The 12,166-nt window shown below is 68.1% G+C and carries 7 protein-coding genes, 1 tRNA gene and 1 pseudogene; 2 read left to right on the top strand and 7 right to left on the bottom strand.

Annotated elements, in window-relative coordinates; genetic code table 11:
* Window positions 1-177: 177 nt before the first annotated feature.
* The 6 genes from pknB to ACFWI9_RS29410 all read right to left on the bottom strand — a co-directional run bounded on the left by pknB (window position 178) and on the right by ACFWI9_RS29410 (window position 8,317).
* The gene (gene pknB / locus ACFWI9_RS29435) at window positions 178-2,163 is read right to left on the bottom strand and encodes a Stk1 family PASTA domain-containing Ser/Thr kinase (protein ID WP_387166803.1); all 1,986 of its coding nucleotides are present in this window, start codon (window positions 2,161-2,163) and stop codon (window positions 178-180) included.
* 182 nt (window positions 2,164-2,345) lie between these two features.
* The gene (locus ACFWI9_RS29430) at window positions 2,346-3,809 is read right to left on the bottom strand and encodes a peptidoglycan D,D-transpeptidase FtsI family protein (RefSeq protein WP_387166800.1); all 1,464 of its coding nucleotides are present in this window, start codon (window positions 3,807-3,809) and stop codon (window positions 2,346-2,348) included.
* Window positions 3,806-5,233 carry an FtsW/RodA/SpoVE family cell cycle protein gene (locus tag ACFWI9_RS29425; RefSeq protein WP_387166797.1) on the bottom strand — a complete coding sequence of 476 codons (1,428 nt, stop codon included), beginning with the start codon at window positions 5,231-5,233 and terminating at the stop codon, window positions 3,806-3,808. The genes ACFWI9_RS29430 and ACFWI9_RS29425 overlap by 4 nt, the downstream gene beginning before the upstream one ends.
* Window positions 5,234-5,271: 38 nt before the next feature.
* Window positions 5,272-6,768, bottom strand: a complete 1,497-nt coding sequence (locus ACFWI9_RS29420; protein WP_387166794.1) for a Stp1/IreP family PP2C-type Ser/Thr phosphatase — start codon at window positions 6,766-6,768, stop codon at window positions 5,272-5,274.
* A gap of 162 nt (window positions 6,769-6,930) precedes the next feature.
* The gene (locus ACFWI9_RS29415; protein WP_387166792.1) at window positions 6,931-7,452 is read right to left on the bottom strand and encodes an FHA domain-containing protein; all 522 of its coding nucleotides are present in this window, start codon (window positions 7,450-7,452) and stop codon (window positions 6,931-6,933) included.
* A 10-nt stretch (window positions 7,453-7,462) separates the two neighbouring features.
* Complete coding sequence (locus ACFWI9_RS29410; RefSeq protein ID WP_387166788.1) at window positions 7,463-8,317, bottom strand: FhaA domain-containing protein; 855 nt, start codon at window positions 8,315-8,317, stop codon at window positions 7,463-7,465.
* A gap of 446 nt (window positions 8,318-8,763) precedes the next feature.
* Between ACFWI9_RS29410 and ACFWI9_RS29405 the strand changes: the two genes are divergently transcribed.
* Window positions 8,764-8,850 (top strand) — tRNA-Leu (locus ACFWI9_RS29405).
* 176 nt (window positions 8,851-9,026) lie between these two features.
* On the opposite strand, the pseudogene ACFWI9_RS29400 reads toward ACFWI9_RS29405, so the two are convergent.
* Window positions 9,027-9,250: pseudogene (locus ACFWI9_RS29400) on the bottom strand (flavodoxin family protein); the annotation flags it as partial.
* Between the two features lie 246 nt (window positions 9,251-9,496).
* Here ACFWI9_RS29400 and ACFWI9_RS29395 point away from each other — a divergent pair.
* Window positions 9,497-12,052, top strand: a complete 2,556-nt coding sequence (locus ACFWI9_RS29395) for a Pls/PosA family non-ribosomal peptide synthetase (protein WP_387166785.1) — start codon at window positions 9,497-9,499, stop codon at window positions 12,050-12,052.
* The last annotated feature ends 114 nt before the right edge of the window (window positions 12,053-12,166 follow it).

Below are 12,166 nucleotides of genomic sequence, written 5' to 3'. Positions count from 1 at the left end.
CACGGCGCCCTCACGCGGCCCGGGGGGGGGGGGTCCGCAATCCGTTACCTCGTGGCCAAAAAACGATAACCCCGGGCCCCCGGCCCCCCATTTGGGGGGGGCCGGGGGCCCAGTGCTGTGCTGACCGACGACCGGATCGGGCGGGTCGGGATCCGCTAGGCGCGGCCTGACCGCCGATCAGCCTCCGAAGCCGCCGTTGTTGCCGCCCTGCTGGCCGCCTCCGCCGCCGATCGTCTGGAGGGTGATCGTCGTGGTCGCGGGGTCGGCCTGGGTGCCGGGCTGCGGATCCATCTGGAGGACGAGCGCGTTGTCGTCCTGCGAGCTGCCGTTGGAGAACGTGATGTTCGTGAAGCCGAACTGCGCCAGGATCTGCTTGGCCTCACCCACCCGCTTGCCCCGTACCTCGGGGACCTGCGTCTGGGGCGTCTGCTGTGGGCCCTTGGATACCTGGAGCGTGATCGTGGCTCCCTCCGCCTGCCTGGAGCCGCCGTTCGGATCCTGTGCCACGACCTCGCCCGCGGCCTTGTCGGAGTCGACGTCGGTGCGTGCCACGGTGAAGCCCAGCTTCTCGAGCTGGTCCTTCGCCGCGTCGAACTGCTGGCCCACCACGGGCGGCACCGTCTCCTTGGCCTGCTTGGCGATCTTCAGGGTGACCGTGGTGCCCTTCTCGACCTTGGAGTTGCCCTCGGGGTCCTGGCTGACGACCGTGCCGGGGGTCTCATCCGACTCGATCTCCTCCTCCTCGACCTTGAAGCCGTCCTTCTCCAGGCGTGCGACGGCGGTATCCCGCTTGGAGGACGTGACATCGGGCACCTCGACCAGCGGCGCGCCCGCCGAGAGGACGACCGTGATGGTGTCCCCCTTGTCCATCTTCGCGCCGTCGGCGGCGGCCGGATCCTGGCTGCACACGCTGTTCTTGGGCTGGTCGCAGCGCGTGGTGCTGCCCTGGACGACCGTGACGCCTACGTTGGTCCCGGCCGTCTGCGCCTCTGTGAAGGGCTTGCCGACCAGGTTGGGGACGAGGACCTGGGTGTCCCCGCCGTCGCCGCCGAAGAGCTGCTTGCCGATGAGGACGGCGCCGACGAGCACCAGGATGCCCGCCACCACCAGCAGAATCGTCGAGGTGCTCGACTTCTTCTGGCGGCGCCGGTCGGGCCGGTCGTCATAGCCGTAACCGCCGTCGTCCGGGTTCACGGGCGGCAGCATCGATGTCTGCCCGGCCGGGGCCGTCGCGCGCAGGGCGGTGGTCGGCTGGTCCTCGGGGCGCTGGCCGTATGCGCTGCCGTAACCGCCCGCGCCCATCGCCGTGGCCGCGGCGACCGGCTGGCCGTCGAGGCAGGCCTCGATGTCGGCGCGCATCTCGTCGGCCGACTGGTAGCGGTAGTCGGGGTCCTTGACCAGCGCCTTCAGTACGATCGCGTCCATCTCGGGCGTGATCTCGGGGTCGAAGTTGCTCGGCGGCTGGGGCTCTTCCCGGACATGCTGGTAGGCCACGGCCACCGGCGAGTCGCCGACGAACGGCGGGCGCACGGTGAGCAGCTCGTACAGCAGGCAGCCGGTCGAGTAGAGGTCGGACCTGGCGTCGACCTGCTCACCCTTGGCCTGCTCGGGGGAGAGGTACTGGGCGGTGCCGATGACCGCGGCGGTCTGGGTCATGGTCATGCCCGCGTCGCCCATGGCGCGCGCGATGCCGAAGTCCATGACCTTGACCTGGCCGGTGCGCGTCAGCATGACGTTCGCCGGCTTGATGTCGCGGTGGACGATGCCGTTGCGGTGCGAGTACTCAAGGGCCTGGAGGATGCCGGTGGTCATCTCCAGGGTGCGCTCGGGCAGCAGCTTGCGGCCGGAGTGCAGCAGCTCTCTGAGCGTTGAGCCGTCCACGTACTCCATCACGATGTACGGGATGGAGACCCCGTCGACGTAGTCCTCGCCGGTGTCGTACACCGCGACGATCGCCGGATGGTTCAGAGAGGCGGCCGACTGGGCCTCACGGCGGAACCGGGCCTGGAAGGACGGGTCACGGGCGAGGTCGGCCCGCAGCGTCTTCACGGCGACGGTGCGGCCGAGCCGGGTGTCGTGCGCGAGGTAGACCTCGGCCATGCCACCGCGGCCGAGCACCGAGCCCAGCTCGTACCGGCCGCCGAGGCGACGCGGCTCTTCCATAACAGTTCCAGCCCTCTCCGTCAGTCCCGACCGCACCCATGTGTGTGGTCCGGCGGTGTGCTGTTCGCGCATACGCTACCGGCCAAGTCGCTTGGAGTCCGCCCAAGCCCGGGACGTGATCCGCGACCGGTACCGCATTGTGCGGTCTTGAGGCGGGGTGACGGGGTGATCAGTGACATGCGTCACTGATTCCCGTCGAGCACCGCCTCCATCACCTTCTTGGCGATGGGCGCGGCGAGCCCGCCACCGCTGATGTCATCACGGGCCGTACCCGAGCTGTCCTCCACCACGACGGCCACGGCGACCGGTGAGCCTTGGTCGGTCTTGGCGTAGGAGATGAACCACGCGTACGGGCGCTCGCTGTTGTTCTCGCCGTGCTGGGCCGTACCGGTCTTGCCGCCGACCGTGACACCGTCGATCTTGGCGTTGGTACCCGTGCCCTTCTCGACCACGTTCTCCATCATCTGCTGGACGAGCTGCGCGTTCTCCTCCGAGAGCGGCTGGCTCATCTCCTCCGGCTCGGTCCGCTCCAGCACGTCGAGGTTGGGCGCTTCCAGCTTGTCGATCATGTACGGCTTCATCAGCTTGCCGTCATTGGCGATCGCGGCGGTGACCATGGCCATCTGGAGCGGGGTGGCCCGGGTGTCGAACTGGCCGATCGCCGACTGGGCGTTGCCACCGCGGTCCATTTCCTTGTTGTAGACGGAGGCGGACGCACGCACCGGAGTGAAGATCTTCGGGTCGTTGAAGCCGAACTTCTCCGCCGTCTCCACCATGTTGTCCCGGCCGACCTTGTCACCGAGGTTGGCGAAGACCGAGTTGCAGGAGACCTTCAGGGCCTCGTTCAGGCTGGCCTTCTCGCAGCCGCTGTGCTGGTTCTTCATCGGCGTGCTCGAGAGCGGGATGAGGTACGGCTCGGGTGTGTCGGTCGGCGCGTCGATGTTCTTGACGACGCCGTGCTCCAGCGCTGCGGCGGCGGTGACGGCCTTGAAGGTGGAGCCGGGCGGGTAGGTCTCCCGCAGCGCGCGGTTCAGCATCGGCTTGTCTTTGTCCGCGTTCAGCGTCTGCCAGGCCTTCCCGTCCTTGTCTGTGCGGCCGGCGAAGGAGGAGGGGTCGTACGAGGGCGTGGACGCGAGCGCCAGGATCTTCCCGGTGCGGGGGTCGATGGCCGCGACCGCGCCCTTCTTGTTTCCGAGGCCCTCGAACGCCGCCTTCTGGGCCTTGCCGTTCAGCGTGGTGACGACATTGCCGCCCTTCTTCTTCTCGCCCGTGAACATCGCCATGGTGCGGTCGAAGAAGAGCCGGTCGTCGTTGCCGCTGAGGATGTCGTCCTCGAGGTACTCGATCTGCGAGGAGCCGAAGGCCTGCGAGGCATAGCCGGTGACGGGTGCCCACATCGGGCCGTCGGTGTGCGTGCGCTTGTACTTGAAGTAGGTGTCGTCGGTCAGCTTGGAGCCGGTGATCGGCTTGCCGTCGACGATGATGTTGCCGCTCTCGGACGCATAGCGCTCGATCTGGACACGCTTGTTGCTCTTGTGGCTGCTGAGCTCTTCCGCACGGACGTACTGGAGCCAGTTGTCCCGGATGAGCAGCGCGAGGACCAGGAGGCCGCAGAAGATCGCGATACGGCGCAGGGGCTTGTTCACGGTCGGACCACCTGGGTCATCTCGGCGTCGGGGTTCGGGGCGGGGGCGGGAGCCGGCCGGCGCGCGGTGTCGCTGATACGGATCAGGATGCCGATCAGCGCCCAGTTGGCGATCACGGACGAGCCGCCGGCCGCGAGGAACGGCATCGTCATACCGGTCAGCGGGATGAGGCCCATCACACCGCCGGCGACCACGAAGACCTGGAGGGCGAAGGCGCCGGTGAGGCCGATCGCGAACAGCTTGCCGAAGGGGTCGCGGGCGGCGAGGGCGGTGCGCACACCGCGCTCGATGATCAGACCGTAGAGCAGCAGGAAGGCCATCACTCCCGCCAGTCCGAGCTCCTCGCCGACGGTGGCGAAGATGAAGTCGGAGTTGGCGGCGAACATGATGAGGTCGGAGTCGCCCTGTCCGAGACCCGTGCCGAGAGTGCCTCCTGAGCCGAAGGACATCAGCACCTGTGTCATCTGGTCGCAGGCGTAGGACATGTTGGTGTTCGGAGGAGCGGTTTTCAGGCACTCGAAGGGGTCGAGCCAGGCGGCCACCCGGGACTGCACGTGACTGGCGAACTGCGAGACGACCACCGCGCCGCCCGCCGACATCAGCAGGCCCATGACGATCCAGCTGGTGCGCTCGGTGGCCACGTACAGCATGATCACGAACATGCCGAAGAACAGCAGCGAGGTGCCGAGGTCGTTCTCGAACACCAGGACGAGCAGGCTCACCGCCCAGATCGTGACGATGGGGCCGAGGTCACGGCCCCGCGGCAGATAGAGCCCCATGAAGCGGCGGCTGGCCAGGGCCAGCGCGTCCCGCTTCACCATGAGGTAGCCGGAGAAGAAGACCGCGATGACGATCTTCGCGAACTCACCGGGCTGGATGGAGAATCCGCCCACGCGGATCCAGATCTTGGCGCCGAACACATTCGTGCCGAGACCCGGGACAAGGGGCAGCAGCAGCAGGACGAGCGAAGCCGCCATCGAGATGTAGGTGTAGCGCTGGAGGACGCGGTGGTCCTTCAGCAGCAGCAGTACGCCCACGAAGAGCGCGACGCCCATCGCCGAGTACATCAGCTGGTTGGTGGCCTGCGGGGCGAAGTTGGGGAGCGCGTTCAGCCGCGGTGACTGGTCGAGCCGCCAGATCAGCACCAGGCCGAGGCCGTTGAGTAGTGTCGCCAGCGGCAGCAGCAGCGGGTCCGAGTACTTGGCGAACTTGCGCACCATGAGGTGCGCGATGCCCGCGAGCAGGCCGAGGCCCAGGCCGTACCCGAGCATGCCGGCGGGAAGCTCGCCGGTGAGCGCGAGGCCGACATTGGCGTACGCGAACACCGGGATCGCGACGGCGAAGGCGAGCAGCAGCAGCTCGGTGTTGCGGCGGCTCGGCAGTTCGATCGCGCCGATGGTGGTCGTGTTGGTGACAACGCTCATGGTGGAGAAAGGCCCCCTACGGGTCTACCGCGTACCGCTCACTGCTTGCCGCAGTTCGTGGCGAGCTTCTGCTCCTCCTCCGAGAGGGTGGGGCCCGGAGAGGGAGCTGCGTTCGGCTTGGTCTGGGCGGACTGGTCGGAGGGCTGAGTGCCGGTGGTGCCACCGGCCTGGCCCTCGCCGGGAGGTGTGCTGGGCGTACGGTCCGCCGCGGCTTGGCGCTGCTCGTCCTTCTTGCAGGCGGCTGCCTGGGTGGAGAGCTCCACGATCTTGTCGCGCGCGGAACCGAGGCTGCTCTCGGCGATGGTCTCCTTGACCTGCTTCTGCTGATAGGGCGGCAGGTACTTGAGTTCGATCTCGGGGTGGTCCTTCTCGACCTTGGAGAGCGAGACCCAGCCCAGGTCCTGGCTGATACCGCGGTAGAGAGCGATGTGCTTGCCGTTGGCGCCGACGTAGTACTGGGTCTGGGTCCAGCGCCAGGCGCCGTACAGACCGCCGCCGAGCACGGCGAGCGCGAGCGCGCCGTACAGGGATCTCTTGAGCCACTTGCGCCCGGCAGGGGCCGGCTTGGTGAAGTCGTCGTCGGCGTACGAGCCGTAGCTGCCCTCCGGGGGCATTCCGCCGTAGCCCGCGCCTTCGCCGCTGCCGGGCGGGCCGAAGCCGCCGGCGGCGGGCGGGACGGGGCGGCCGAGGCCGGAGGCGCGTCCCGCGGGGGTCTGCATGGCGCCGTTGTCGCCGAGCGGCATCTGGTTCTCGGCGACCGCGCCGACGATCACCGGGGTGTCGTGAAGCCGGCCCGCGAGGGTGTCACCGCCGTCCACGTCGAGGACGTCCGCGACGATCACGGTGATGTTGTCGGGGCCACCGCCGCGCAGCGCGAGCTGGATCAGGTCCTGCACGGTCTCCTGCGGGCCCTGGTAGCTGGCGAGGGTGTCCTCCATCGTCTGGTGGGACACGACACCGGACAGCCCGTCGGAGCAGATGAGGTAGCGGTCGCCGGCCCTGACCTCGCGGATGGAGAGATCGGGCTCCACATGGTCACCGCTGCCCAGGGCGCGCATCAGCAGCGAGCGCTGCGGGTGGGTGGTGGCCTCTTCCTCGGTGATCCGGCCCTCGTCCACGAGGCGCTGCACCCAGGTGTGGTCCTGGGTGATCTGGGTCAGCAGCCCGTCACGGAGCAGATACGCGCGGGAGTCGCCGACATGCACGAGCCCGAGGCGCTGGCCGGTCCACAGCAGTGCGGTGAGGGTGGTTCCCATGCCTTCGAGCTGGGGGTCCTCCTCGACCATGGCGCGCAGCTGGTCGTTGGCGCGCTGAACGGCGGTGCCGAGTGAGGTGAGGATGTCGGAGCCCGGGACGTCGTCATCGAGCTGCACCAGCGTCGAGATCACCTCGGACGAGGCGACTTCTCCGGCTGCCTGGCCGCCCATGCCGTCCGCGATGGCGAGCAGCCGAGGGCCGGCGTAGCCGGAGTCCTCGTTGCCTTCGCGGATCATGCCCTTGTGCGATCCGGCGGCGAAGCGCAGTGACAGACTCATGCGCACCTGCCCTGTCGACGCTGCTTCGGGGTACAGCCGGTCTCGAGCCACACTGCCCACCCTCCGGTCGGGAGCCGCCGGGCCCGGCCCAGTGCCGGTACCGCCGCGGAAGCCCCGTCGGGGACCGCAGCGGCTCGCTCGCTCCGCTCGCTCATTGTCGTACTACTTCCGCAGCTCGATGACGGTCTTGCCGATACGGATCGGCGCGCCCAGCGGAATCGGTGTCGGGGTGGCGAGGCGGGCACGGTCGAGGTAGGTGCCGTTGGTCGACCCGAGGTCCTCGACGATCCACTGTCCGTCACGGTCGGGATAGATCCTGGCATGCCGGCTCGACGCGTAGTCGTCGTCCAGCACGATGGTCGAGTCGTGTGCCCGGCCCAGCGTGATGGTCTGCCCCTGCAGGGCGACCGTGGTGCCCGTAAGGCTGCCCTCGGACACCACAAGCTTGGTCGGCGCCCCGCGGCGCTGGCGGCCTGCTTGCTGCTGGCGCTGCTGCGGCGGCGCGGCCGGCTGGCGGCCGGTCCCGGTCTGCTGCTGCCGGTTCTCGGCGCCCCGGCGCGAACCGCGCTGGGTGACCCGCGTACCGAACAGGTCGCTTCGGATGACCTGTACGGCCACGATCACGAACAGCCACAGAACGGCCAGGAAACCCAGCCGCATGACCGTCAGGGTCAGCTCTGACATTGCCCCCGCTTCACCCTTCGGCTTGCCGGTAAACGATGGTGGTGCTGCCCACGACGATCCGCGAGCCGTCGCGGAGCGTAGCGCGGGTGGTGTGTTGCCCGTCCACCACGATGCCGTTGGTGGACCCCAGATCCTGGATCGTCGAGGGCGTGCCGGTCCGGATCTCGCAATGGCGGCGGGAAACGCCGGGGTCGTCGATCCGCACGTCCGCGTCGGTGCTGCGTCCCAGCACCATTGTCGGGCGTGAGATCTGGTGGCGGTTGCCGTTGATCTCGATCCAGCGGCGCACCTGGGCGCCCGGCGCCGAGCCTCCCGGGCGTCCGGGCGTGGAGCCCGGCCGGTTCGTCCCGGGTGGCGGTGCCGACGGCATGGGAGGTGCCGCAGCAGGAGGGTAACCGTAACCGCCGCCCTGTGGGGCGCCTGTGGAAAAGCCCTGAGGCCCGCCGCCGGCGAGGCCGCGCTCGGGCGCGCGGTCGGGCGACTGTGACGTACTCGACGCGAGCGTACGGCTGCGGACCCGGTACAGACCGGTGTCGAGGTCGTCCGCCTTCTCCAGATGGACCTTGATCGGGCCCATGAAGGTGTACCGCTGCTGCTTGGCGTAGTCCCGGACCATGCCGGAGAGCTCGTCGCCGAGCTGGCCGGAGTACGGGCTGAGGCGCTCGAAGTCCGGGGTGCTCAGCTCGACGATGAAGTCATTGGGGACGACGGTCCGCTCGCGGTTCCAGATGGTGGCGTTGTTGTCGCACTCGCGCTGGAGGGCGCCCGCGATCTCGACGGGCTGCACCTCGGACTTGAAGACCTTGGCGAAGGTGCCGTTCACCAGGCCTTCGAGCCGCTGCTCGAAACGCTTCATGACTCCCATGGGGCACCTCCTCCGGTGTTGTCGTCCTGGTACTGCTTACCGATCGTATCCACGCGTGGGGAAATCGGCTGGTTCCCCTTCCCTGCCCCGTCGATGAGTGTCACCTCTCACACGGATCGCCATACGGATCGTAGAGGCGGCCTCCTCACAGTGTCCCGCACCGGAGAAGCTCCCCGGGTGTGAGGTGGCGAACCTCCGGGGCGTCCCGCGTACCGGATGCCCCTGCCGGCCCCGCTTCCCGACCGGCTGCCCCGGCTCCGCCCACTCTCCGTGTCTGCCCGCCCTGCCCGTCTTCCGCACCTGTCTTCCGCACTCTCCTCCTCGTCTCCTCCACCAGCGGGGGCCGAGGCAAACGCGCGTGAACGGACCCTCCGCAGCGTGCTAATGTTCTGCATGTCGCAAGGCGCTCGCACCGAACAGGTGGGAGCGGGGCGGCAACACCCAATGCGCGGGTGGCGGAATAGGCAGACGCGCTGGATTCAGGTTCCAGTGCCCGAAAGGGCGTGGGGGTTCAACTCCCCCCTCGCGCACCATGAGAAACCGACGAAACGGGTTCTCGCCGGAGACGAAAGTCTCGGTGAGGGCCCGTTTCGCGTTGTCTGGGCAGCCTCCTCCTGCGGGTGCCGTGGGCTGCGTTTCTATGTGAAAGGGCACACATCGTGTCATATGTCACGATGTGTGCCCTGGATCGCAGTCGATCTTCAGCGCAGCCGGGGGCGAGGCAGGAGGGCCCGGGGCCCGGCCTCTCCGATCCAACCCACGTCGGCTTGGGGCGGGATGGCGTCGCCGAGGTGCTGGAAGCCGTAGAGGACGTTCATGGCGCAGTGTTTCGACGCCGTCCTCGTTCCCGGTGGTCAGGCATCCGCCAACGCGCCCGCAACAGGTGTACAGCCCAAGATCGTTGAGCTCTGACGAGCATGCGTGGAGCCGCTCGAACGCTGCCCAAAGGTCATGGGCCACCGCGATGGCCTGGATGTCCCAAGTTCCGTGGCAGGACAGAAGCGGTCCGATCGGGCTTAATTGAAGAAGAGACGTTTGACGCGGAACACAAGGCGTCGCGGTGGACAACAGCACCGACTGCGGGTGAGCTCGTATGTTCTTGAGGGAATGCGCTCGGCTCAGCGCCCATGGCCTTGCGACGGCTGCTCGGGTCGACGCGGCCCCGTGGGTGGCGGGGGAATGGTCGTGAAACCCGGCAGCGGCGCCCGTGCCGCCCATGCGCAGAGGGACGCCGCCGAGACTGACGCGGCCGAGGCCGGGGCATCGCGCAGTATCGAGTCCCACCTGGCGGAAGTGCTGGCCGAGGTTCTGCGAACCAGCGAGGTGTCGGTCGGCAGCAACTTCTTCACCGACCTGGGTGCTGACTCGTTGGTGATGGCGCAGTTCTGTGCGCGGGTGCGCAAGCGGGATGATCTGCCGACGGTGTCGATGAAGGACGTCTACGAGCACACGACGATCCGCAGCCTGGCCGCCGCGTTTCCGGGAACCGACGTCTCCCCGGCTCCGGCTCACACCCCGCCGTCCGCTGTCACACCCACACCGGTCCAGGCCACTGGCGAGCCGTCAGCCGAGTCGGACAAGCCCGTGGAGCGGACCCTCCCGTATGTACTCTGCGGGGCGGCCCAGCTCCTCTTCTTCCTTGTCGTCTCCTGCTTGGGGGCCCTCGTCGCCATCGAGGGCTACGAGTGGGTCGTGGCCGCATCGGGGGCGGCGGACCTCTATGTCCGGGCGGTCCTCTTCGGCCTCGTGGTGTTCTTCGGCCTGTGCGCCCTTCCGGTCGTCGCGAAGTGGGCACTCGTCGGCCGCTACACCCGGCGCAGGATCCGCGTGTGGAGCCTTGGCTATCTGCGTTTCTGGTGCGTGAAGTCTCTGATCCGCACCAGTCCGGCGCGGCTGCTCGCCGGTTCACCGCTGTATGTGCTCTATCTGCGGGCTCTCGGCGCACACATCGGGAAAGGCGTGACGATTCTTTCGCGCACCGTACCGGTCTGTACTGATCTGCTCACCGTCGGTCGGGATGCTCTCGTCCGCAAGGACGTGCTCCTGTCCTGTTACCGGGCGCACGACGGGTGGATCGAGACGGGCCCCGTCACCCTGGGCGCAGGGGTGATCGTCCATGAGCAGACCGTGCTCGACATCGACACTTCGATGGGCGACGGCGCCCAGCTCGGCCATGCCTCGTCCCTGCAACCAGGACAGGCCGTCCCCGCTGGTGAGACCTGGCACGGCTCACCAGCGCAGGCGGCGACGACCGACTACGGCGCCGTCGCACCCGCCGAGTGCGGCACCCTGCGCAGAATTCTCTACAGTCTGGGCCAGTTGGGGGCCATGCTGCTGGTGTACCTGCCGCTGACGGTGGCCGGCGTGAGCCTGTTGCTCACGGTCATGCCGCGGCTGAGCGGGGTGCTGAACCCGGTGACGTCGGTGGTCACCAGTCCCGTGTTCTTCCTCGACGCTCTGCTGGCTTCCCTGGTGGCCTTCTTCGGCGCCCTGCTGGTGGGGCTGCTCCTGGTGGGCACGCTGCCGCGGCTGCTGGGCCTGGCGATCAAGCCGTACAAGGTCTATCCCCTGTACGGCTTCCACTACGGCATCCAGCGGGCCGTCCTGAGGCTGACCAACATCAGGTTCTTCACCACTCTCTTCGGGGACAGTTCCGCGATCGTGCACTATCTGCGCTGCCTGGGGTACGACCTGTGCCGTATCGAGCAGACGGGGTCGAACTTCGGCACGCTGGTCAAGCACGACAGCCCCTACTTGAGCACGGTCGGCAGCGGGACGATGGTGGCCGACGGCCTGTCGATCATCAACGCCGACTTCTCCAGCACGTCCTTCCGCTTCTCCAGGACCGCGATCGGGCCGAGCAACTTCCTCGGCAACAACGTCGCCTATCCCCCGAGCGGGCGCACGGGCGACAACTGCCTGCTCGCGACCAAGGTCATGGTCCCCGTCGACGGGCCCGTACGTGAAGGCGTGGGTCTGCTGGGATCGCCCAGCTTCGAGATACCGCGCACGGTGCTGCGCGACACCCGGTTCGACCATCTGGCCACGGGCGACGAGCTGCGGCGGCGTCTGGCAGCCAAGAACCGGCACAACGCCGTCACCGCGAGCCTTCATCTGGCGGCCCGGTGGTTCCATTTCTTCGTACTCGCCCTCATCGCCATGGCCGCCGTCGACCTCTACCACCTCCACGGTGCGCCGGTGCTGGGGCTCGCCAGCCTGCTCACCATGGCGTTCACCATTGTCTTCTTCACTCTGATCGAGCGGGCGGTCACCGGTTTCAGGAGCTTGGAGCCGCTGTACTGCTCGATCTACGACCCCGCGTTCTGGTCGCACGAACGCTTCTGGAAACTGACCTCGCACCGCTATATGCAGGCTTTCAACGGCACTCCGTTCAAATCCCTGGTGTGGCGGCTGCTGGGCACCAGGGTGGGGCGGCGCGTCTTCGATGACGGCTGCACGCTCATCGAACGGACCCTGGTGAGCATCGGAGACGACTGCACCCTCAACGCCGCGAGCGTCATCCAGTCGCACTCCCAGGAAGACGGTGCCTTCAAGTCCGACCACGCCACGATCGGAAGGGGCGTGACCCTCGGAGTGGGAGCGTTCGTCCACTACGGCACGACCATCGGCGACCGGGCACAACTCGCGGCAGACACCTTCCTGATGAAGGGTGAGGAGGTGCCCCCTCGGGCGCGGTGGGGCGGGAACCCGGCTGCGGAGCTGGCGTCGTCGTAGGCGAAGACGCCGAACGGCCGCAGGAGGCGAGAGCCTGCGGGCGGTCTTCCACGCGGCAGAGCCCGCATCGTGGCTTGGGACACGATGCGGGCTCTGCCGCAGGGTGGGTCGTCA

It is taken from the genome of Streptomyces sp. NPDC127084, from assembly GCF_042724175.1.
In the GTDB taxonomy this organism is placed as follows: domain Bacteria; phylum Actinomycetota; class Actinomycetes; order Streptomycetales; family Streptomycetaceae; genus Streptomyces.
Note: the sequence above shows the minus strand (reverse complement) of the source record. Positions and strands in the feature narration are given on the sequence as shown.

What these genes read in the sequence shown, in the direction of transcription:
- ACFWI9_RS29420 (WP_387166794.1), bottom strand. Translation starts at nt 6,768, where the DNA reads ATGAGTCTGTCACTGCGCTTCGCCGCCGGATCGCACAAGGGCATGATC.
- pknB (WP_387166803.1), bottom strand. Translation starts at nt 2,163, where the DNA reads ATGGAAGAGCCGCGTCGCCTCGGCGGCCGGTACGAGCTGGGCTCGGTG.
- ACFWI9_RS29395 (WP_387166785.1), top strand. Translation starts at nt 9,497, where the DNA reads ATGGTCGTGAAACCCGGCAGCGGCGCCCGTGCCGCCCATGCGCAGAGG.
- ACFWI9_RS29415 (WP_387166792.1), bottom strand. Translation starts at nt 7,452, where the DNA reads ATGTCAGAGCTGACCCTGACGGTCATGCGGCTGGGTTTCCTGGCCGTT.
- ACFWI9_RS29410 (WP_387166788.1), bottom strand. Translation starts at nt 8,317, where the DNA reads ATGGGAGTCATGAAGCGTTTCGAGCAGCGGCTCGAAGGCCTGGTGAAC.
- ACFWI9_RS29425 (WP_387166797.1), bottom strand. Translation starts at nt 5,233, where the DNA reads ATGAGCGTTGTCACCAACACGACCACCATCGGCGCGATCGAACTGCCG.